Below are 23581 nucleotides of genomic sequence, written 5' to 3'. Positions count from 1 at the left end.
TATTTATATTTATGGGAACTACTCTATTCTTAGGAATTTACGGTAATCATAAAGGAACTACTTTAACATCTGAATTTTATTATTCATTATTTATGATGATTGTTTCAGTTTCTATACATCTATTTTTTTATAAAAAAAGATTATCTATATTATATAAAACTATTGTATGGGTATTGTCTTTTTTAGCTGTATTTTTGTGTGTATTTGTATATACTCAATCAGAATTTATATTTTTCCTTAGCACTCTTTTACTTTTAAGTTTTGCACCTTTTTTATTTAGAAATTCTTCCAATGAAGATATTTTATTATTCAACCTAGTATTACTCTCAACTATTAGTTTTGCCCTACTTAGCTCACTCATATTATTTGCAGGAATTGAATCAATAATTTTCACACTAATATATCTATTTAATATGCATTTTAATAAACTTTATCACTATGATATAGCAATAACAATTTTCACTGTTTTATTTCCACTTCTTGCACTATCTAATATATTAAAAGATGACTTTTTAAATACTATAAATTTTAAATATGATAATGCATTTTTGCTACTTATTAAAAATATCTTATCACCAATAATTTTGATTTATGCTTCTATTCTTTATATTTATTTTGCAAAGATTATATTTTTACAAGAGTTACCTAAAGGTGAATTATCTACCATTATATGTCTTTTTTTGACTATTGGTATTTTATTAAAAAGTTTACTTGTAGGATTAAACAATCACAATAAAATAAGTAACTTTTTAAACAAATATTTCATCTATCTGATGATAGTTCCTATCATTTTTTTAAATATAGCAATTTATACAAGAGTAGAACAATACGGATTTACAGTATTGAGATATTTATTAATCATGTGTAGTATTTGGTTTACATATTTATTTTTATATGAACTTATTAAAAAAAATTTTAGTATAAAAAATGCACTTATTTCACTTTTTTTACTAAGTCTATTTACATCAATTAGTCCATTTAATGCTAAAGATATATCAATAAATTCTCAGCTTAATCGACTTAAAACTATATTGATCAAAAATAATATGTATATAAATAATAAAGTAATAGCTACGAAAGAAGAGCTTCCCACATCCCAAAAAATTGCAATTAGTGAAACAATCAAGTATCTTGTAAATAAAGATATAAGTAAAAATGCTCTTAGTAAACTATTTGATAAAAATATATCATCTAAAGAAGAAGCTTTGAAATATATCAATGTGCAATATACAAACAAATATACTTTATTACAACCAAAATATTTAAAAAATATTTCTCTTAATAACATTGCTATAAGCTCTACAGGCTATGATTATGTGGCTGATTTAGTATTTAATTCCCTTAAGAAATCTATGCAATTTGGAGCAAAGTCTTTGAATTATTCTATGCAAAATTCTATATTGACAATCAACATAGAAAAGCAAATTTTTAAATTTGATTTAAAAGCTATTGTAAAAGAACTACGCAAAGATAAAGTAGAATATTTAGATAAGACAAACTATCAAAAAGCTATTTTTGATATGGAAAATGAAAATATAAAAATAAGACTTTTTATAAAAAGTTTATTTATTGTAGAAAAAGATTCTCTCTATGATTTAAGAATAAATGCTGGTAAAGGTATTCTTCTTTTTAAAATAAAAAAGAAGAATAAGTAGATTTAAAATTAATCTTTTATATCTACTCTATCTTTTACTTTTTGAGGTATTTTCTTCTCTTTTCCCTCTTTTATCATAAGTTCAATATACTTTTTATAAGCACTTTTAGCTTTGTCTTTTTTCCAGTGTGACCAATATGCATCACCAAGATTATAATAAGCCACAACTCTATTTGGATATTTTTCTAATATCTTTTCTAACAATAATACAGAGTACTCTTCTCTATGTAGTTTTTCTAAATAATATGCGATATTGTTATAGCTTTCAACTGTTTTATTTGTGATTGGTTCTTGAACCATCAACTTCCAAAAAAAGATTGTATTATACTTATTTGCAATACGAGTCTTTTTTTGTTTATACATAGTACTTAATTCTTTTTCAAGATCTGTTAGTGAAATCCCAAGGGCATCTTTGTCATATACTTTTTTTAAAGTGCTTTGATAATTTCGTAAATTAGAACACTCTTTAATAAGCTCTTGGTAATAAGAAGTATCATCAAAATCATTTTTTAATTTATCAAAATATTTTCCATATCCACTTACCATATATCTTTGAATATTTTTAAAATCATATCCAAACGAATACCAATTGTCAGTTCTATAACTTATTTCTTGATTATATTCACTTTTTGTAGAATTCTTAATATCATACAAGGCAAGTTCATTTTTTGCTAACATATATGTTACTTTTGCTTTAAACTCTTTATTTATAGAGTTTTCAAGTGCTCTGTTAAGATATTTATTTGAGAGGTTTATTTTTCTTAACTCCAACTCTTTTTCTTTAAAAGAGTATGAACTTCTGTATATTGTTGTAAGAGTATTTGAATTTCCCCAATAACTTAAGTTATACAAGGCAGTTGCATACAAATAATTACTCATAGCATCATTTGGATTTTTCTTTAAATTCTCTTTGATTTTTATTATTTTTTCCAAAGTCTCTTTCAAAGTAATCTGTGTAGGAGATACTCTTCTATTATTCCCAGCAATTAAGTTATTGAAAATATTGAACCTCAACTTATAATTTAACTTATTGGGATATTCTTTAAGTAATTTTTCAAATTCTAAGTTATTCATCAAAATACTAAAATAGGCTTTTTGTAAAGATTTATCAAAATCTTTATACTTAAAGATAATCTTTTCTAGCATATATTTTTCTAAGCCAGATTTATCTTTTTTATTTTTTAGCTCTTCTATTTTTTCATATTTTTCTAAATTTATACTATTGATATTTAGGTATCTGTAGTTTGAAGCAATAAAGTATTTAAACTCATCACCTTTTTCTTTATACAAATCTTTAACTTTGTAAAATGTATATTTAAATATTGAGTCCTTATTACACTTTTGAGTCATCAGTTTATCAAGTCTAGTTGCAATATTATTTTCAATATCTGTATTAATAGTTTTTAAGCCGTTTAAATAAATGATATAGCCTAAAGCATTTAATTCGTGAATATCATCACCTTTTACTTCTTTGTATGCTTTTTGTAAGTAATCTTTTGAAGAAGAGATATCTCCTTTATAAAAAGAGAAATATGCCAAAGCTAAATCAACTGTGTACATATTATCTTTTGATACAGTTTGTAAATAATTTACCAAAGGAGTATATTTATCTATATTTTTAGGTTTAACTTCATAATATGAATCTTGTGGATAAATATTAAAAAAGTCTTGTGATTTTAAAACTTCTCTAAATAATAATAGGTCATAATTTTTTGAATTAAGATCAATTTTTGCGATATTTTTAAGCTCTTCTACAATATTTGCATTTGCATCTAAAGCTCTTAGAGTAAGAAATTTGATTTTTTCATCTTTATCTTTTGCAAGAGAGACTAAATCATTCCAATCCTTGTCTGTTTTAATTGCTTTAAAATTATAAAATGCCAAATACCAATTTGACTTAGACTTATCAAATAACTTAGTGAATTCATAAACACCCTTTACATTTTCACCATTTTTTATCAAAATCCCAGCATATAAACCTTGAATCCAATCTTTTACAATAGAATCACTTCCTTGCAATAACTTTTTATTTGCAGTATAAATTGAATATGCATTATCTTTATTATAATAATGTGCAAGTCTTAATGCTAAAAAGAAGTATCTTTGTTTTAAATATTTTGACTTTGTACTTGATATATTTGATATAGCTTTACTTATCAGTAAATCAACATCTGATTCTTTTAATTTTCTGCCCTTATATCCATATTTTAAATAATAGTTTCTCCATGAAGTTACAAAAGGTGCTTGTAAATTTACAAAATCTATATAAGCTCTTATCTCTTTATTTTTTATCGATGAAAGATTTTTTCCCTCATATAAAAACTCTTCGATTTGTTTTAGGGAGTACTGTTTTCCAAACTCTTTTTGCCACTCTTTTAGATTCTCTTTTTTTGCCTCTTTATCTGAGTTCATAACTATATTATTATATGTAGAAGAGAAGTTTAAATTATCTTGTATATTGGAAAAAGCATAATCTCTTTTGTGCAAAAACTTAAACTCATAATCCTCTGGCCAAAAGCCACCTCCACATGCAAACAAAAAGTGGTGCAAAAACACCCATAAAAATATTATTCTAAAAAACACTATAACTCTTCCTTCTTACTTTAATTTATTTAAATCATATTTATCTTTATATTTTATTGTATAAAAAATCACCTCATAAAAAGGATTTTTCGTTAACTCAAAAAAATCATCCATGGCTATTTTTAAGTCCTCAAGTTTTGAATCTTCGAACCTAAAGATATCCCCTTTATAAATATATCTACCTTTAAAATAAAAGCTTTTGTTTACTTCATAAAAGTTTTTCTTTATGAGAGTAAAATTTTGTTCAAAATCTTTTTTTTCTAAGCCTTCAAATATATTTATTGCTTTTTTATTTCTAAATTGTACACCTTGAGAATACAAAGGTAAAGCAAGTTTTAATTTTAAGGGATAAATATCAAAATTATAATGATATTGTTTTGCTACATCATTATCTAAAATTGAGTTTTTGGTATCAAAATCTGCGATATCAGACATATTATAATACATCAAAACTCCATAATCAACTGGTGGGATTCCAGTTTTTTTTGCATATTTTATTTGATGCAATCGTATAGTAACACTAAGTTTTTTATTACTTTTTAGTTTTAATTCTCTTAAAAAATCAAAATATTTAGCCTTTGTTGAAAGAGACCAGTCACAGTCAATTTGTATTTCATCATAAGCATAAGGTATATCTTTTAAGTTATTTAAAACCTTTCTAAGCATCAAACTTAAAGGCTCTTCGTCCATGGCTTTATTTGTAATATATATAACAGGCACAAAACCTTTTGTTGGCTTGTTTATAAACTTTGTTTTTATTATTTCTAGTTTATTTGAATAGTTTATATCTAAAACTTTTATATAAAGTTTCTCTTGGTTATTTTGTAAATTATAGCTATTTTCCCAATGGTAAAAAGAGAAACTAATCTCTTTTTTAAAATTATAAAAAATAGCAATAAATAATAATAAAATAAGTGGAAGAAGTAATGCTTTTTTGTAGTTCAATTTTTCTCTTTATATAAAATAATTTTTAGAATCATAACATCATTTTACTTTTTTCTGAGAATCAAACTCAACAAGAATACTTTTAAGAATTAATAAAAAAGGGTTAAGCTTATTTCCCAAGATTAAAAATTCCCCTTACGAAATGATAAAGAATAAAAAGAAAAATAAGAGGTAAAAGAATAGTTTGAAAAACAAAAGCAATAATCAAGGCAACTATATAATCACTTGAATTATCCACAGCTTTTTTATACTCTTCTATTTTTTTGTCATAATAATTTGAGTCAAATTTTTCTGTGATTTTAGTAAAAAATGAGCTATCTTCTTTGTTTTCTATTGTATTTTTTGTTACTTGATTTACATCTTCTTTCACTTTTACAATATCTTGATTTAACTCTTGTATATTATATTCTTGTTTTACAAAGTTGTTATAAACAAAGTCATTAGCTAAACCTATCAAAGGAACTGCAAAACGAAGAAAAATAAGTATCACTGTGATTTTAAAAAATAGTGTTCTAAATCTTTCATCTTTTGTAAATCTAAAAAACATCCAAATATTTAAAATGACAACTGCAAAAAGTAAAATATAATTATAAATATCAGCAGTTACAAAATTCATCATGATTTTTTGAATACCAAGTGAAACCATACTTGCAAGCATCACTAAAGAGAATTGTTCGATTAAGTCATTTATAGGATCTAAAACTTCCCCAATAGCAACTGTAAAAAAAGGTAAATCAAGCTCAGTACCTTGGGCTAGTGAAATTACAGCATTTAAAGCTTTCGCACTACCAAAAACAACAACAGATTGACTAAAACTTTTATCAATTAATTCTTTACCTTTTATATCCAAAGTATAAGAAAAAGCAAAAAATATTATTGCAAAAGAAAGTATTAAAATTAAGAGTTTGTTCCAGTGTGTTTTTAAATATTGCATTGTTTATCTTTATTAATCATTTTATTAACTATAACATTTTACAACTATTATTTCTATTCTAATATATACCCTGCTTGTGAAACATTTTTGATGACATTTACTGGTATTTTATTTCTTAACTCTTTAATAAAAGACTTTAAGGCATGGCTTGTCATAATTTTATCTTGCCATAACTCCATCTCGATTTGTTCATATGTTGTTATTGCATTTTTATTTTTGTATAAAAGATTTAAAAAATCATTTTCTCTTTTTCGTAAAGGAATTATTGTAGAATCTTCATAAATCAATTCTCTCTTTGACAAATCAAGTTTTAAATTCTCGCTTAATGATATTTGTTCTGAAAAGTTTCTTTCTATATATTTAGTTAAAGCTTCATTTAGTTTTTTTAAATTTAAAGGTTTTAAAATAAAATGATCAATATTTAAATTTATCAAATTCATAAGATACTCTTCATTGGAATAAGCAGTAAGCATAATAATAGAAGTTGATAAATCATTTTGTCTTATTCTTTTTACAAATTCAAGACCATTCATTCTTGGCATTTCTATATCACTCAAAATTATTTTAGGTCTATACTCTTCATACATTTCTAAGGCTTCCAAACCATTTCTAGCTTCATATACTTCTTTAAAATAATACTTCAAAGTACCTACAATAAACTCTCTTATTCCATCTTCATCTTCAACACATAAAATACTTATATCTTTTAATTTTTCTTTTAATAATTCATTATCCATATTTATCCTAACACTATTACTTTAAAAACAGCACCTTCATTATCATTTTGCACACTAAGTTCACCACCCATATTTTTTTCAATAATCAATTTTGAAATATATAAACCAAGTCCTGTTCCTTTAGAAGAATCTTTTGTACTATAATAAGGATCAAAAATCAAATCAAGATTTTCTTCACCAATTCCACCTGCATTATCTTTTATTATTACTATACTTTGCATACCTCTTGAGGTAATTGTAATATATATTTTTGGGTCTTTTATTTCTTTTTCTACTAATATATCTTTTGCATTACTAATTAGATTTAAAATAACCTGTGAATATTCTGTTGGATAACCAAATATCTTTTTATCTTTTTTTATATCAAATAATAAATCTATTGACAAATTATGTAGCGTTGCATCTACCAAATTTATAGCTTTTTTACATGCATCACTTATATTAAAATACTCTTTTTTCTTATCTGGCTTATAAAAATTTCTAAAATCATCAATTGTATTTGACATAAATTCAATCATGTCATTACTTCTATCTATAGAATTTAAAATATGTTTTTCATCGACTTTTTTAAATCTTGTTGCAGTTTCTAACTCCATTAAAATTCCTGATAACTCACTTAAAGGTTGTCTCCATTGGTGAGCTATCATAGAAATCATTGAACCAACTTTTGCTAGCCTTGATTGTTCTAAAATTGCTTTATCTTTTCTTTTTCCTTCTTCTATTCCAAAAGCAACTTTTGAAGATAGTGTTTCATTTAGATTTTTTAATTTATTTTGTTCATTTTCAACTTTACTCATGTATTTATTAACAATATCTTTTACAATAGAAGTCATAAGGAAAGTAAATAAAGCCATAAAAAACAAAACACATAAAGTCACAATTTTTATAAAATATAAAAAATCTGCTTTATTTTTTTCATAAACTGCTCTTTTGTCTTTTATAACTTTTTCTATTAATTTGGCACTAAAATCTTTTTGGGGGTATGTTTGAATTAGAATTTTTACATCATCTTGAAAATTTTGTTCTGAGACTTTCATATAATATGAACTAATAAAAAATGCGCAAAAAATGATACATAAAAAAGGTATCATTATTATAAAAAATGGAATTCCATCTTTATTAAACACTTATTTTCCTTGAAAAAAGAAGTGTGAGAATTAACTCACTCTTCTTTTTATGATCTTTTATCGTTTATATTATCAACAATCTCTTTCCAAATAGCTTTATCGATTTTAAATTCATTGTAATCATTATATCTAAGAACAGGAACTTTCCCTTCTTTTACTTGTCTTTCATAACCTTTGATTAGTTGTAAAACAGGTTTATATAATAATGCAATTACAGTCATATTAATAACTGCTAATAATCCCATTGATAAATCAGCAAATGAGAAAATTGAACCTAAATCTTGGAATGATCCCCAAATAATTAAAGATATACAAATAACTTTAAATATATTAAAAGCAGTCTTATTTCCTTTGCTAAAGAAGTTCAAACTATTTTCAGCTAAATAATAGTTATAAATCATTGAAGAAAATCCAAATAAGAATAAGGCAATTGTAACAAAGTAACCACCTAATGGTCCTACTTGTTCGATTAATGCATTTTGAGTTAATAATACACCTTGAACACCTTCAGCACCTGGAGTATAAACACCTGATAAAAGAATAATAAATGCTGTACAAGAACATAAAATAATTGTATCAATAAATACAGAGAATGATTGTACAATACCTTGTTGAACTGGATGTCCAACATAAGCAACTGCAGCAACATTTGGAGCAGAACCTAGACCTGCTTCATTTGAAAACATTCCTCTTTTTGCACCTTGTAAAATAACAGCACCAATACCACCACCAATTGCAGAACTTGGATGAAATGCTTCAGTTACAATCATATTAATTAAACCTGGAATTTCACCTATATTTAAAATAATAACAACAAGAGCAATAAGTAAATAACTCCCTGCCATAACAGGAACAATTACTTCTGACATTCTAGCAATTCTTTTTACTCCACCAAAAATTGTAAGACCAAAAACAATTGTTAAAACTATTCCAGAAATCCATGTAGGAATATCAAATGTTGCTTCAAATGAAGTTGAGATAATAAATGATTGAGTTGCATTAAATGCAAAACCAAATGTAATCATTAATAAAATAGAAATAATAACACCTAACCATCTTTGACCTAAGGCTTTTGTAGCATAATAAGCAGGTCCACCTCTATAAACTCCAGCATCTATGCCATCTTTTTCTTTATAAAGTTGTGCCAATGAACACTCAAAGAAACTTGTTGCCATTCCAACAAGTCCAATAACCCACATCCAAAATACAGAACCAGCACCACCAAGTGTGATTGCAACTGCAACTCCAGCGATGTTTCCACCACCAACACGACCAGCAACACTTAGCATTAAAGCTTGAAATGAGCTAATATGTCCTTCTTTATCATGAGCTGTTTCTCTTAAAATGTGAAACATCTTAAAAAAGTATCTAAATTGTACGAATCTAGAACTTATTGTGAAAAAGATACCAAGAATAGGTAGTACGTAAATTAAAATCGATCCCCAAATAAGGTCATTTAGGAATGTATTTATTTCTGCTAACATTATGTTCTCCTTTTGCAAAAAAAAATTCTATCATCTTGGGGAGGCTTTAAAGTGGGTTTCTTTATAATTTATGGTTAATATGATAATATTCTATGCGATATTAAACAGAAAGAATTTTTATGATACATATATTTTCAGCGCTTATTCCTGTATTTAGTCTTATTTTAATAGGATATTTTTTTAAAAGAATAAAATTTCCTTCTCATGAGTTTTGGCCACAAGCTGATAAACTAACTTATTATGTATTGATGCCTTCACTTTTAATTTATAAACTTTCAAGTGCTTCTTTAGACTCAGATAATAGTTTAGGATTTGTTGGCTCTGCTCTTTTAACAATATTTTTGACAATGCTTATACTTATAATTGTAAATAAAATTAAACCAACATCTCCTAGTGCTTTTACTTCTATTGTGCAAGGTTCAATTAGATTTAATACCTATGTTTTTTTAGCTTTAGCTGGCTCAATTTTTGGCAATGAAGGCTTAATACTATCAGCAGTCATACTTACCTTTGCAATACCATTTATCAATATATTATGTATAACAATATTTGCTCTTTATGTTTCAAATGATAAATTAGATTTTATTTATTTGTTAAAATCTATTTTTAAAAATCCACTTATTGTGGCTTGTATTATTGGTGGAGGTATAAACTTTTTAGGGATTCATTTACCTCTTGTTTTAAATAACACTTTAGAGATACTAAGTCATGCAGCACTTCCAATGGGACTTTTATCAGTTGGATTTGGACTTGTAATAAGAGAGATTAAATCTTCAAAAAGTGAAGTAATCATTGCAATCATAGGAAAACACCTCATTTTCCCTATTTTAATTTTTATTTTTGCTAAAATGTTTGGAATAGATGGAATGATGCTTTCAATATTAGTTTTATTTGGTGTTTTACCAACTGCACCTTCATCTTTTATTTTAGCTAGACAACTTGGTGGTGATGTGGGATTGATGTCATCAATCATTACAGTTCAAACACTTATATCAATGATATGTATACTTTTTGTTTTACATTATTTTGTTTAAAAAGGAAAATTTATGAAAATCGTTTTAATACTTGCAACATTTTTTCTAACTAGCTTATTTGCTAATTATGCCTACTCTCCATCAAACTCACAAAAAATCGATATGCATGGTGGAAATAGTGATTCATTGATAGGTAACAATAACTCTCTTTCAAATATGAACTCAAATAGTCTAAGTAATTTAGCTACAAAAAAAGACAAAGAGACTAAAAAAGAGACTGGTAAATTAAAAATAAGCAAAGAGACACCTAAAGAAAAAGATGAGGAAAAAAATCTAGGAGAACTAGAAGATTTAGGTTTATAAGTGCATCATTTAAATAAATGCACTTATTATTACTTTTATAGCTAAAAGAGATAATAAAATTTTTAGTATCATAATAAATTTTTTACCATTAATTACATTTCTAAGTTTTGTTCCTGTCCAACTTCCAATAATAGCACCTGTAATCATTGCAAGCAAGATTCCAATATAATCAAAAAATACAAATCCAAAAATCATAAAAGCAAATACTTTTAAGATATGTGTAATACTCATCAATGCAGCAGCAGTTGATACAACAATATCTTTATCTTCATAGTCTTTTAACAAAAGAGTCATAGTAAGTGGTCCTGTTGCTCCCACAACTATTGAAAGACCTGTTTGAAAAAATCCAAGCAAGTAATAATTCTCATATTTTCTTAACTTTTCATTGAATTTTTTACTCCAAAGAGAGAGTAAAATATAAGTTCCTATAAATAAAGGTACATATTCCAAAGAAATAATATACAAAATTGATGCAAAAAAGCTTATTCCAATAATTGAACCCAATAAAAATTTAGGTATCACTTCAAATTTTACATCTTTATATCCAAATGCTGCTCTACTTAGATTGCTTGTCATTTGACTTATACCATGTACGGGAATTAAAGCGTTTAAAGGTAGAAAAGAAGGTAAAACAGCTATTAAAATCATACCTCCGCCAAGTCCAACAACACCTGCAATTGTTGATGTAAAAAAGGTTATTAACCCCAAAATTATTTCTTGACTCAAAAGAATTCCTTAAAATGTTGTAAATTTGTACTATAATAAAATAAAGTTAAAGTTTCCTTTCTTTATAATGCTGACAAAATATTTTATAATTTGTTGTGAAAAAAAGAGATATTCTTTTCACATAAGGAGCTTATATGCCTACACTAGAAAAAGATATAGAAGATTATTTGGTAGAATTTCAAGGAAGAGTCCCAAAAGAGACTCAAGATACTCTATGTAATGCTATTAAAAAATTGGAAGAATCAGACTGTTTTAACAAAGCTTTAAAAGTAGGAAATAAAATTCCCGAGTTCTCTATTTCTAACCAAGATAGAAAAGTTATCAACATAAAAGATATTGTTGAGAAAAATAAATACACAGTACTGTGTTTTTTTGAAGGCTCATGGTCTCCATATGCCATTTTAGAATTACTTGCTTTGCAAAAGATTGTTTCGCAATTAAAAATTTTTAATGCATCATTAATCACACTTTGTCCTCAAACACAAGATAAATCATCTTATTTAAAAGAAAAACACTCTTTTACATTTGATATTCTTTATGACAAAAATAATACTATCGCAAAAGAGTTTGGTATAAACTATACTTTGAGTGATGAAGTAATCGCTGTATATGAGAAACAAAAAATAGATATATTGGAAGCCAATAGAAATGGTACTTATGATTTACCACTTCCTGGAACTTACATTGTAAATAAAAACTACGAAATAATATATGCTTTTATTGATGCTAACCATAGAAAAAGATGTGAACCTAAAACTATAACAGACACAATCAAAAAAGATATTATAAACAAACGATAAATAGACTTTTACAAACTTGACAAAAGCAAATGCTTTTGTTAATGTTTAAAAAGTATATAACTACTATCAAATATAAAACAAGGTTTTAAATGAATAAATATAAATTTGTATCATGGAATGTAAATGGTATACGAGCTGTTGATAAAAAAGAAGCACTTAAATGGGTAGATGAGCAAGATATTCATCTTTTAGGTGTACAAGAAACAAAATCAATGAAAACACAAATCCCAGAAACAATTTTTAATAAAGAATTCAAAACTGTAACAGCAAGTGAATCAGCCATAAAAGGTCGTTCAGGAACAGCCCTTTTTACAGATATAGATATAACTTTTGAGTGTAACTGCCCTACTGTTGATGTATTAGATGAAGGAAGAATCAATGAAGTTCATTTTACTTTAGGAGATAAAGATATAGCATTTTTTAATGTTTATTTTCCAAATGGTCAAAGCAAAGAAGAAAGACTTGTATATAAAATGGAGTTTTACGATAGATTTTTAAATCATTGTGAAGAATTAAAAAAACAAGGTAAGTCAATCATAGTATGTGGAGATGTAAATACAGCTCACAAAGAGATAGACTTAGCAAGACCAAAAGCAAATGAAGGCACATCAGGCTTCTTACCAATGGAGAGAGAATGGATAGACAAATTCTTATCTCATGGCTACATAGACACGCTAAGACATGTTATAGGTGATGAGCCAGATAATTATAGCTGGTGGTCTTACAGAGCAAATGCAAGAGCAAATAATGTTGGCTGGAGAATTGATTACTTCTATGTAAGTGAGGATTTAAAACCTCATATTTCAAATGCTTATATTATGAGTGATGTAATGGGAAGTGATCATTGTCCTATTGCTTTGGAGATAGAGATATAGTAAACACATAAAATAGGCTTTATAGAAAAAGCCTATTCCTTTATACTTTATTTCTATTTTTAACAAAAAGTCTAAATAATTTTCTTTTTTCGTCTTCTTTACTTTTAGTAATAAATTTTCTTTCAAATAAAATCTCAATAAGTTTTCTATTATAATATTTATCAATTATTGTTGGTCTTTTACCATCTAATTTAGCAATGTTACTATATTCATTTTCTAATAGACTCAACAAATTAATAAACTCATCTTCAGATAAATATTCATTTTGTTCAATAATAACATTAACTTGCATTTCTTTAGTATTTAAATTTATAATTAAATTTTCTAAGAATTCAATTGGATATTTAATTTTTTTATCCATATTATCATGCACTAGTTTTCCAATATTTTTATTACTAATTAATTTATAATCAAGTTTTTTTATTATCTCTACTTTTACTTTTTTTGTAATAATTGAACTACTTAATATATCAAATACATTACTTTCATCCAAAGGAAACTCTTCATACTTTTCTAAAAATTCATCAATGTTTTTTTCAATAAGTTTTATATGTTGTTTTTTTGTACATTCTTTTAATTTATTAAAATTCTGAACTGTTAATTGAAACTCTCCATTATTAACTAATTCAATAATTTTTTCTTCATCTAGACTAGAAACATCTAAGTCAGGATAGCAATATCCATTAGATTTAATTAGTAGTTTATATGAATTAATTTCTATTTCATTTGTAAATAAAATATTTTTTAATAATTCTTCTACTAAACTAATATCGAATTTACTATTTTCCATGAATTTTGTTTCACTATTTATTCTTACATTTGATAAAACTTTTGCATTCTCAATTATATTAATATATTTTATTAAACTTTCACCTATCTCTTTATGCTGTTGATAATAGTATAAAATATTATTCCAATCAGCTTTTATTTTATTTTCTTCAAATAAGTTCTTCCATAATTCATGATTTGTAACCTCAGAAATATTAGATATTAAAGTTTCTTCTCTTTTTATAATTTCAATTTTTAAGTCATCTGATATATGTTCATTATTAAGTAAATCAACAAATATGTTTTCATCATCATTAATTTTTTCCATACTTAATAAAATATTTTCTATGTACACGACTATATTCTCTTCTATATCCATAATTAAACTAGTACAAGTAGAGTTTTTTATAATTGTTAAATTCTTTTTATTTAAATCTTCCAACTCAAATTTATTTTTATTAAAATATTTTAGAATTCCTCCAATCATTTCATATGAAATTTCATAAAAATTATTTTCATAAATAAACTCAAATAACTCAATATTATCTTTAAGTTGTGATGTTTTTTTAAATGCAGGTTCTAACATCATTAAAATATCTTTTATTTTTTTAATATCAAAATTACTACTAAATTCAGCAAAATTATTAATATTTCCAATGTACTCACTCATTAAGGTTATATTCAAATTCTTTATATTTTCAATTTTTCCATATTTTAAAATTAACTCAAAGTATTTTTCTTTTTTCTCAATTGTAAGGGAAGATTTTTCTATTTCATCCCATAACCAAGTACATTTACTAATTAATTGATTTATAAACTTATCAATATTTTTATAATTTAAATCAATATAACCTTTTATAAACTCTAAATCCTTTCTATGATTTATCTGTTTTATTATTTGATTTAAATTCTTTATATTTTCTTTTTCTATTAAATATTCCAACAAACTATAGTTTAATACTTCTTTTTTATCATACTCGTAGTGATGTATTTGTTTAATAACTTCACTAACTTTTTCTAATTTAAAAGTATAATCTTTTGATCTTCTTTCCCTAATAGATAAAATAAACTCTCTATCTTCTTTAGTAATACTTTCATCATAAAAGTGTGAAATATAATAGTTATATGTATCATCTAAATGTCCATTTGTGATTAAAAATATCAATAAACCTTTTTCATTAAATTCATCCCCAAATACAGCATTAGTATCTTCAATTAAATCTTTTAACTCTTTTGTTTTAATCAATTGTTTTTCATTTTCTAAAGATTCAATTTCTTTGTTATTAGTATTTGTATATTCATTATTTTTATTTTTTATTAACTCTTCTCTTTCATTATAACTTTTCTCACAAATCTCATTTTCTATATTTTCAAAAACTAATGAATTTCCATAATAATTATCGCATTTTATATTAGAAGATTCTTTTAATATATTAAAATTACTTTCTTCTTCTAAGTCTGGTATATTTATAAAAATATTGTTAACACTTATTCTATTATTGTCTATTGCATTTAATTTCTTTAATACTTGATAAATATATATGCTCTTTAATTCATTAATTGAACTTATTTGTTCATTCTCTATTTCATCTAATTTTTCTTTTATATAATTTATTTTTTCATCAAGAGAAGTAATTTTACTATTTATAATCTCATTCTTTTTTGATAATACATCATATACTAAGCCTTGTTTATTACTTAACTTTGAAAAATCATCTGGATATAAATTTTTATATACAATCATACTAAATAATTTTTCTTTTTCTAAAATATCTGATTCTAGTTTTTCATTATAAATAATAAATTCATTAAAAATATTTTTTAGTAACCGCATATTATCGATATAAAGGCAGATATCATTTATAAAATTATTTTTTAATACATTTACCTTTAATCCCCTATACTTTTTATATTTTCTTATCATAATTTTCAATTGTTCACTTGAATTAGAATAATCAACAATAGGAATAACAGGAACAATTAAATCAAAAAACTTTGTTCTTTCTTCGTCTTTAAAATTATCATCTTTTATTGCATAAATAAAAGTTACACTTTGTTCAACTTCTTTTGAATTATTTAAAATTAAATTTATTTCTCTTAACTTTACAAAGATATCAATATTTTTAGCATATCTATCTAAATCTTCAAATATAACAATATTGTAATTTGTTGCTTTAAAAAAATATATAATCTCATCAAGATTTTTATTTAATATTGAACTACCATCTTTTTGCCCTAAATCAACTTCACCACTCTTTAGATTAATTTTTTTCAAATCAATATCACCTAATAAGCTTATTATTTTTGGGAGAGCAAGAAATATACTAATAAATGTAATTATAAAACCAATTATATACACTATATCAAACTTTAAAAAGTCTAAATACTCTGGTAAATCTTTATTTTTGTATGCAATAAAAAAGAAAAATATAAAGATAAAAATATATAGACTATAATCTCGCAACTCTTGAAAGGTAATATCTTTTATTCTCTTGAATCGAGAAAATGGTATCTCTTCGTTTTTTACTGTATAAAACATCTTTTGTAATATACTACGTTCTACATCAGTGTTTTCATTGTTTTTTTCTGAATCAGAAAAATCTGCAAGAGAAATATTTAAAAAAAAATAATCATCTTTATATTTTTTTTCAAATGTTTTAAGAATACTACTTTTCCCTGAACCATAAGCTCCTGACAATGCAATATTTTTTATATCTTGCTCATCAATTCCATGTTTTAACGAGCACTCATAAACTCCATTATTTTTTACATTATCTGTTGGAGTTAGATTTTCTAATATATTTTTACAGTCAATAATTTGTTCTTGCACAATAATCCTTTTAAATAAAAAAATATTATATCTTTTCTTCATCATATATCATGTCACAAAACAATATAATAGTTACTATAATATTATATTTTTAATTAATTTACATACATAATTTTCTCTTGAAGAGGTAAACCTCTCCGCTTTCTTACTTTTGTGTTGACGAAAAGTAAGCAAAAGCAACTACGGCTCGTATAATAAAATTAATGGAGATATAGATAATATATTTTCATGGAGTTTGTTAAATGATATATCGAACTACGGCGAAAGAGATTAAAAAATAATCATCTTGATTTGAAGTCAGATAGTCATATTAAAAGTTTGAGTGGCAACAAGAACAGTAATAATCTAGTTCGAATTTACGAGTCCGAAATATGTATGACAAATCAGGTAGGAGAAATCCTACCCTAACGAACTCTTTATTCTAAAATAAAGGTTCCAGATATGTATTCTATCGGATTAGATATTAGTAAGTCAACAATCAATGTGTATGTTCCATATAATGATTTAGATTTGGTTATTGAGAATAATATAAAATCATTAAAAAGTTTGTATTCTAAGTTAAAGAAACAATATAAAAAAGATATCGATAAATTAGTATTTGTTTATGAACCAACAGGGAATTATTCTTCTGTTATAAAAAAGTTTGCAGCAAATAAAAATATTAAATGCTTTATTGTAAATCCTAAACAAAGTTCAAATTTTAGTAAAGCAATAGGACAAAGAAATAAGAATGATGTAAATGATGCCCGAATGTTATCTCAAATGATAGTAACTGCCTCAAAAGAACAAATTAAAGTACCAGTAATAAGACAAGAAATAGAAGAGATAAAAGAGTTAATAACTTACTATCAATTTTTAATTAAACAAAAATCACAAAATAAAAATCATTTGGAATCTTTAATTGCAAAAGATGGTATAAGTAAATTAATACAAAGAATAAAAAAAGAGATAAAGCTTTTAGAACAAAAAGAAAAAGAGATACTGCTTGAAATAAAAAAAGTAATAGCAAAAGATGAAAAACTTCAAGAAGCATTTATTAATATACAAAGTATAAAAAGTGTAGGAGAAGTATCAGCAATAGTATTATTGCATCATTTTATACAATATTCTAATGCAAACCAAAAAGAGATAATATCCCTAGCAGGATTAGATCCAATAGAAAAAACATCTGGAACATCAATAAAAGGTAAAACAAGAATATCAAAAGCTGGTTCAAAACTATGTAGAAGTGTATTATTTATGGCAAGTCTAAATGCAACACAATATAATGAAGAATTAAAAAGGTTTTATAATAGATTAAAAGAGAATGGTAAACATACCACTGTAGCACAAATAGCAGTTATGAGAAAAATAGTAGTAATCGCACATAGTATTTATAAAAATAACGAAAAATATGATGAAGAAAGATATAAAAGATATTTATGAAAATTCTAATATTTTTATTGGTTTTTAAGGTGGCAACTTCGGAGGCAAAGCTTCCCTCATTTATTATTTTTCTCCTGCAGATGTAGAAAGAAATCCCTTGTGTTGTTTCTTTTTTTGTATAGTCATATATTAGTTAGAGCAAGAAGAAGTTAAAACAAAAGACAATCAAAAATGTAAATGTCCTTATCCCACCTTTTATTCCAACATCTACAGAAGCTGAGCGTTTGTTTTATCTTTTTGGAAAAGGCTTGCAACTGTTTGAATAAATAAATATGCTAAATGCACATTTATTTATGAGTCTTGCAAGACAGAAAAGATAAAACAATAAGTGAAGAAACCCAAAGGGCTTCGCAGCCGTTGGTGGTTTTGCTTACTTTGTCCAAACAAAGTAAGAGAAGCGGAGAGGTTTACCTCTTCAAGAGAATACAAACTAATTATTTTATAATTAGTGATTATTAACAAACCCAATCTTCCTATCCCCATTATCATCCTCACAACTCATCAACTCATTCAAAACCTCAATTATCCTACTATCAGTCTTCTCACCTTCAATTACCCTCGATTCTATTTGTTCTATTTTTTTTGCAAGTTCATCATAGGTCAAGGCATATCTTCGAAGTGCTGTAAAAGTTCTCATAATTTGTATATTAATATCTACTGCAACTTTACTTTTTAAAACTGTTGCTAACATATAAACACCTTGCTCAGTAAAAGCATTTGGAGTTGTTCTTGTTTTTGAAAAGTTTGTGGTCACAAATTGTGACCGCAAATTTTCTAACTCTTTTTCTGACAATTTAAATAAAAAGTCACTTGGAAACCTTTCAATATTTCTTTTTACTGCTTGATTTAATACTTTTGTCTCAACTTCATAAAGTTTTGCCAAGTCACTATCCAACATAACCCTTTCACAGCGTATTGTATATATCTTTGAGTTTATTATCTCTATTGCTAATTTTTCCATAAATACACTCCTCTGATTTATGAAAGTATTTTAATATATACTATTTATAAGATTTAAAAATATTACAATTTGATATTTTTTTATTTATTTAATAATATTTTATTGACATTATTAATATAAAACAGTACTATTCTCTATATTTTATATAAGGAGTCATAATATGGCAAAGAAAAAAGAAGAAGAGAAAAAATTAAAAGCTAAAAAAGCTGCTAAGAAAAAAGCACTTAAAAAAGAGAAAAAGAAAGTTATCAAAAAGAAAAAACTAGATAAAAAAAAGAAAGCAAAAAAAGCTCTAAAAGCTAAGAAAAAAGACTCAAAAAAGAAGTCTAAGAAAAAATCTAAAAAATAACAAGGTTTTAAAAACCTCGTAAAAACTTTGGACGAAGCATAGAGTTATCTTCTATAGCTTTGTCTAAAATCTCTAATAAAACATCCCTATCTTTTGGAAGTGTTCCTTTTAATGCTAAAGCATTTGAAGCGTGATTTGACCTAAATATTATTGGACTTTTTGGATTAATTAGTCTTATAAGTCTTTTTTGCTCTTCTAAAATATCTTTATCAGTACAGAAAATAAATTCTTGATTTTTATCTTCAAATCTTTTGAAAAAAGCATCTTTCTTTGAATCACTTACACCTAGTTGTAAAGTTGATAGATAATTTATATGTTCGCACTCATTTACTAACTTTGCAGTATCTTCTATATGTTGTATAGATAATTTCTTTCCACCAAGTCCTAGTATTATGGTGGCAGATATTTTCATATTTGCATAATGGGCTTTATTTATGCCCTCAACCATTTTATTTGGTTTCATTGGTTTATTTATATATTTTAGTAAATCTTGATTTCCACTTTCTATTCCATAATAGACTAAACTCAAACCATTTTCTCTTAGCAAATTCAGCTCTTCTTGAGTCTTTTCTAAAAGATTGTATGGACTGGCATATGAAGATACCCTTTGTAGTTTTGGAAAAGATTTTTTAAGATATTGTAAAATTTGCACTAAAAAGTTTGTATCACAAGATAAGGCATCGCCATCAGCTAAAAACACTCTTCTTACATCTTTATATATAGAAAACTCATCGATTTCTTTTGTGATTTTTTCTATACTTTTGATTTCAAATTTTTTTGTTTCATACATCGAGCAAAAGCTACATTTATTGTAACTACAGCCCAATGTAATTTGTAAGATTAAAGAGTTAGCTTCAGCTGGTGGCCTATATAGTGGTTCATGATAATTCATTGTTTTTTATATAATCTTGTTCTTTCTTTTTACCTAACATATAAGTTTCAGAAGTTTTTACAGATAAATATCTCACTATAAGTAAAAACAAAATTACTCCTGCTATTATAAAAATGTTCCAGTTTAAAACACTTGTCAAAAGGTCATCAAGGGAATTTAAATTTTCATTATTGATTTTTACAACATTTACAATTAACTCTCTTAAAGTAAGTATAATAAAAGCATCAACAATTATTGAAAGAACAACAGTTTTTTCTCTAATATAGTTTATTACTGTTCTTGTTATCTCTAAGAATATTACAAAATATAACATATAAATAATAAAATCCATAAGCATATTGTAATATAATGCTACAAGAAATAATCCCCCAGCAAGTACAATCTCTGTATAGTGTTTGTCTTTATTTAACGCATCTACAAGGTCTTTCATAATAATAACTCCTGTTTAAAATAGTATTATATTAGTATTTTATTTTATCTTACTTAATTTTATAATTTCTGTTTTTTTAAGATATAAAGAGTAAAATAGAATTATGAAAAATAAACTATACTATATCCATGACCCTATGTGTTCTTGGTGTTATGCTTTTAAAAAAGATTTCGATAACCTAAAAAAGAAGTTACCAAATAATATTGAGGTAATAACTATATTAGGTGGTTTAGCAAAAGATACAGATGAAATAATGCCAAAAGAGATGCAAGAAAAAATACAAGCAGTTTGGTATGACATTGAAAAATTTACAGGGGCAAAGTTTAATCATGATTTTTGGAGACTTTGTAAACCAAGAAGATCAACTTATCTTGCATGTAAAGCTGTACTTTGTGCAAAAGAACAAAATATGGAAGATGAAATGATAAATGCAATTCAAAAAGCATATTATCTTGAAGCAAAAAACCCAAGTGATGAAGAGACTTTAATTTCTCTTGCTAAAGAGTTAGAAATAGATGTAGAAAAATTTTCAAATGATTTAAAAAGCCAAAGAATAGAACAGTTATTTCAAAAAGAGTTAGAAAAAAGAAGAGAACTAAAAGTTTTCAATTTCCCATCTCTAATTTTACAGTACAAAAAAGAGTTATATCCTATAAATATCGAATATAACAATGTAAATAATATTTTGAAACATATAGAAAACTTGAGTTCAAATATTTATTTCTAAATAGATATTTTAAGAAATATCTATTTGTACTTTTATTTTAGTAAGATTTTTTGGTATTACTTTTAATCCATATCTAGCTATAAAAAACATTGAGACAATCATAGCACGAGCTGAATTATCACCACCTGCTTGAGCATTTTTAATTAAAGCTTCTTTAAAGTTTGTATATTTACCTAAAAGATGAATAACTCCACTAAATGCTTCATCTATGCCACAAGCTGGACCAAATTTTCTTATTGCATCAAAGGTTTCATCATCAATAGATGAAAATCCATCCTTAACATATTTTTGAATAGCAGTTGAAAATTCATCTTTTCTTTCTTTTATTGATTCCATCATCTCAATATCTTCTAATACATCAAGTAAAACTTTTGCAAAAAACTTAGCACCCTCTACAACTATTGCAGAATCATGTGTTGCTTTAACAAAATTTTCAACATTTTGAAGAAATTGATTTTTAGTTTTACTAATAAGTAATAAAGGTGCGATTCTTCCTATAACTGAGATATCAGTAGACTCTGAACCACAAGGAATAGATTTATTTGCATTAATATTTTCTAAAGTAACTCTTGTTGCCCCATCAATATAACCATCATATTTTTCCATTTTCTCTTTCCAAAAATGGACATATTTTTCTAAATCAAAATCCTCATTTTCACTTACAAATTCATATAAAAAGTAAAGCTGATCTCCATAATGTGTGAATTCTCCTGCTTTTTTACCTTTATGCCAAATTGAACAAGCATTATTTAAATCTTCCCAATTAATTTGTAAATTTTTAAGTTCTTTCTCATCATATATCCAATGAGAACCCAAACAGTAAGAATCAGCAATTAAAGCCCCTAAAACAAGTTCTTTCGCTTTTCTTTTATCAAACATTATAGTTTCCTTTATCTATTCCAATTTTTATAATTTGTAAACGAGGGATATTGACTTAAAAATTCATCTTTTTCAAAAGAAAATCTATAATTTTCAATATAAGCTTTTAAAAGATTATAAGCTTCATTTACCTCTTTAAACTTTTCTTCACTTCCATCTTCAGCATCAGGGTGATACTTCTTAGATAATCGCAAATAGTTCTTTCTCAAACCTTTATAATCAAGCTTTGTTATAATACCTAAGGTATCAACAGCTTTTTGAAACTCATCATAGTCCATTATATTATCCTAATTATGATAATAATACCAAAATTTTTTAAATACTTATGTAATTTATATTACAATTATATAATTTAATTACATATTAAGGATTCAAGTATTGTGTAAAAATAATAATAAAAAATAATATTTCAAATTCCTTTATTTATCCTCTTATATATAAGAGGAATGATTATATTTATATTAATTAAAATGATAAAAAATCTAAATTCTAATATAAAAGAAAAAACCTAAACATTGACTATTTTCAAGGCTTCTATTTGGGGGAACCAATTGAATGTATATAAAAATTCTAAATTCCATTAATAAGAGAAACAAACAAAAGTAGATATACTTCAATACAAATTTTATAAGGATTACAATTTTTTATGGGAAATATTGACTATTTTTTTTCTAGACTAATAAGACTTTCGATACTATTTTTTATACTTTATCTTATATTTACAAATTTTGGGACTTTTTTAATTGCAATAGCTGTAGTTATATTACTAATTTATTTCTTTATTTATAAAAAAATAAAAAAGATAAAAGAGCAAGCAAGAACACAAGGCTTTGAGTTTCATTTTAATGGAAGGGATTTTAGCCAAGGTGCGAATCAAGGCTTTAAATTCAATTATGAAGATTTTCAAAGTGGTAATTTTAAAGCACAACCTTCAATGAATGAAGTTCAAAAGGCAAAAGATTTTTTTGGATTTACAAGTGAACCAACAAGAGAAGAGATAAAGAAAAAATACAAAGAATTAGCTAAGAAGTATCATCCAGATATTAATAATAATGGTGATGAATTAATGCAAGAGCTAAATCATCACAAAGATGTACTTCTAAATATTTATAAATAAA

At 25.2% G+C, this 23581-nt stretch carries 22 protein-coding genes; 9 read left to right on the top strand and 13 right to left on the bottom strand.

The window, feature by feature from the left end; all coding sequences use genetic code 11:
* Positions 1 to 11: 11 nt before the first annotated feature.
* Entirely contained in the window at positions 12 to 1655 is a 1644-nt protein-coding gene (locus LXN10_RS12225; protein ID WP_375723271.1) for a DUF4153 domain-containing protein, read from the top strand.
* Positions 1656 to 1663: 8 nt separating this feature from the next.
* On the opposite strand, the gene LXN10_RS12220 is transcribed toward LXN10_RS12225, so the two are convergent.
* From LXN10_RS12220 to LXN10_RS12195, 6 genes are all read right to left on the bottom strand, one after another.
* On the bottom strand, positions 1664 to 4237 hold the full coding sequence (locus LXN10_RS12220; protein ID WP_375723270.1) for a tetratricopeptide repeat protein: 2574 nt from the start codon (positions 4235 to 4237) through the stop codon (positions 1664 to 1666).
* Between the two features lie 15 nt (positions 4238 to 4252).
* On the bottom strand, positions 4253 to 5182 hold the full coding sequence (locus LXN10_RS12215) for a hypothetical protein (RefSeq protein WP_375723269.1): 930 nt from the start codon (positions 5180 to 5182) through the stop codon (positions 4253 to 4255).
* Positions 5183 to 5291: 109 nt separating this feature from the next.
* The gene (locus tag LXN10_RS12210) at positions 5292 to 6116 is read right to left on the bottom strand and encodes a hypothetical protein (RefSeq protein WP_375723268.1); all 825 of its coding nucleotides are present in this window, start codon (positions 6114 to 6116) and stop codon (positions 5292 to 5294) included.
* A 53-nt stretch (positions 6117 to 6169) separates the two neighbouring features.
* Positions 6170 to 6853, bottom strand: coding sequence for a response regulator transcription factor (locus LXN10_RS12205; protein ID WP_375723267.1), 684 nt, complete (start codon positions 6851 to 6853; stop codon positions 6170 to 6172).
* 2 nt (positions 6854 to 6855) lie between these two features.
* On the bottom strand, positions 6856 to 7980 hold the full coding sequence (locus LXN10_RS12200) for a sensor histidine kinase (protein ID WP_375723266.1): 1125 nt from the start codon (positions 7978 to 7980) through the stop codon (positions 6856 to 6858).
* Positions 7981 to 8027: 47 nt separating this feature from the next.
* On the bottom strand, positions 8028 to 9464 hold the full coding sequence (locus tag LXN10_RS12195; protein ID WP_375723265.1) for an alanine/glycine:cation symporter family protein: 1437 nt from the start codon (positions 9462 to 9464) through the stop codon (positions 8028 to 8030).
* 119 nt (positions 9465 to 9583) lie between these two features.
* On the opposite strand from LXN10_RS12195, the gene LXN10_RS12190 reads away from it, so the two are divergent.
* The gene (locus LXN10_RS12190) at positions 9584 to 10498 is read left to right on the top strand and encodes an AEC family transporter (RefSeq protein ID WP_375723264.1); all 915 of its coding nucleotides are present in this window, start codon (positions 9584 to 9586) and stop codon (positions 10496 to 10498) included.
* 12 nt (positions 10499 to 10510) lie between these two features.
* Positions 10511 to 10801: a hypothetical protein gene (locus tag LXN10_RS12185; RefSeq protein WP_375723263.1), complete on the top strand. Its 291-nt coding sequence runs from the start codon at positions 10511 to 10513 to the stop codon at positions 10799 to 10801.
* A 9-nt stretch (positions 10802 to 10810) separates the two neighbouring features.
* On the opposite strand, the gene LXN10_RS12180 is transcribed toward LXN10_RS12185, so the two are convergent.
* Positions 10811 to 11527: a sulfite exporter TauE/SafE family protein gene (locus tag LXN10_RS12180; RefSeq protein WP_375723262.1), complete on the bottom strand. Its 717-nt coding sequence runs from the start codon at positions 11525 to 11527 to the stop codon at positions 10811 to 10813.
* 134 nt (positions 11528 to 11661) lie between these two features.
* Between LXN10_RS12180 and LXN10_RS12175 the strand changes: the two genes are divergently transcribed.
* Together LXN10_RS12175 and LXN10_RS12170 are read left to right on the top strand one after the other, a co-directional pair.
* Positions 11662 to 12327, top strand: coding sequence for a redoxin domain-containing protein (locus LXN10_RS12175; protein ID WP_375723261.1), 666 nt, complete (start codon positions 11662 to 11664; stop codon positions 12325 to 12327).
* Positions 12328 to 12416: 89 nt separating this feature from the next.
* Positions 12417 to 13202, top strand: coding sequence for an exodeoxyribonuclease III (locus LXN10_RS12170; protein ID WP_375723260.1), 786 nt, complete (start codon positions 12417 to 12419; stop codon positions 13200 to 13202).
* Positions 13203 to 13242: 40 nt separating this feature from the next.
* On the opposite strand, the gene LXN10_RS12165 is transcribed toward LXN10_RS12170, so the two are convergent.
* On the bottom strand, positions 13243 to 16800 hold the full coding sequence (locus LXN10_RS12165) for a hypothetical protein (protein ID WP_375723259.1): 3558 nt from the start codon (positions 16798 to 16800) through the stop codon (positions 13243 to 13245).
* 441 nt (positions 16801 to 17241) lie between these two features.
* Between LXN10_RS12165 and LXN10_RS12160 the strand changes: the two genes are divergently transcribed.
* On the top strand, positions 17242 to 18225 hold the full coding sequence (locus LXN10_RS12160; protein ID WP_375723002.1) for an IS110 family transposase: 984 nt from the start codon (positions 17242 to 17244) through the stop codon (positions 18223 to 18225).
* A 445-nt stretch (positions 18226 to 18670) separates the two neighbouring features.
* On the opposite strand, the gene LXN10_RS12155 is transcribed toward LXN10_RS12160, so the two are convergent.
* Entirely contained in the window at positions 18671 to 19186 is a 516-nt protein-coding gene (locus LXN10_RS12155; RefSeq protein WP_375723258.1) for an ORF6N domain-containing protein, read from the bottom strand.
* A gap of 160 nt (positions 19187 to 19346) precedes the next feature.
* On the opposite strand from LXN10_RS12155, the gene LXN10_RS12150 reads away from it, so the two are divergent.
* Complete coding sequence (locus LXN10_RS12150) at positions 19347 to 19535, top strand: hypothetical protein (RefSeq protein ID WP_375723257.1); 189 nt, start codon at positions 19347 to 19349, stop codon at positions 19533 to 19535.
* A gap of 7 nt (positions 19536 to 19542) precedes the next feature.
* Here LXN10_RS12150 and LXN10_RS12145 read toward each other — a convergent pair whose 3' ends face one another.
* Both LXN10_RS12145 and LXN10_RS12140 read right to left on the bottom strand, forming a co-directional pair.
* A complete protein-coding gene (locus LXN10_RS12145) occupies positions 19543 to 20427 on the bottom strand; it encodes a radical SAM protein (RefSeq protein WP_375723256.1) in 885 nt (294 codons plus the stop codon).
* The gene (locus LXN10_RS12140) at positions 20414 to 20857 is read right to left on the bottom strand and encodes a hypothetical protein (RefSeq protein ID WP_375723255.1); all 444 of its coding nucleotides are present in this window, start codon (positions 20855 to 20857) and stop codon (positions 20414 to 20416) included. Before LXN10_RS12140 ends, LXN10_RS12145 begins: the two co-directional genes overlap by 14 nt.
* A 103-nt stretch (positions 20858 to 20960) precedes the next feature.
* On the opposite strand from LXN10_RS12140, the gene LXN10_RS12135 reads away from it, so the two are divergent.
* Positions 20961 to 21584: a DsbA family protein gene (locus tag LXN10_RS12135; RefSeq protein WP_375723254.1), complete on the top strand. Its 624-nt coding sequence runs from the start codon at positions 20961 to 20963 to the stop codon at positions 21582 to 21584.
* Positions 21585 to 21593: 9 nt separating this feature from the next.
* Here LXN10_RS12135 and LXN10_RS12130 read toward each other — a convergent pair whose 3' ends face one another.
* Both LXN10_RS12130 and LXN10_RS12125 read right to left on the bottom strand, forming a co-directional pair.
* Positions 21594 to 22463 carry an ADP-ribosylglycohydrolase family protein gene (locus tag LXN10_RS12130; RefSeq protein WP_375723253.1) on the bottom strand — a complete coding sequence of 290 codons (870 nt, stop codon included), beginning with the start codon at positions 22461 to 22463 and terminating at the stop codon, positions 21594 to 21596.
* A gap of 11 nt (positions 22464 to 22474) precedes the next feature.
* A complete protein-coding gene (locus LXN10_RS12125; RefSeq protein ID WP_375723252.1) occupies positions 22475 to 22741 on the bottom strand; it encodes a DnaJ domain-containing protein in 267 nt (88 codons plus the stop codon).
* A gap of 368 nt (positions 22742 to 23109) precedes the next feature.
* On the opposite strand from LXN10_RS12125, the gene LXN10_RS12120 reads away from it, so the two are divergent.
* A complete protein-coding gene (locus tag LXN10_RS12120; protein WP_375723251.1) occupies positions 23110 to 23580 on the top strand; it encodes a DnaJ domain-containing protein in 471 nt (156 codons plus the stop codon).
* Position 23581 lies beyond the last annotated feature (1 nt).

The sequence above is a fragment of the Arcobacter iocasae genome, from assembly GCF_042214795.1.
Classification (GTDB): Bacteria; Campylobacterota; Campylobacteria; order Campylobacterales; family Arcobacteraceae; genus Arcobacter; species Arcobacter iocasae.
This window is presented reverse-complemented; position numbering and strand designations above follow the sequence as displayed.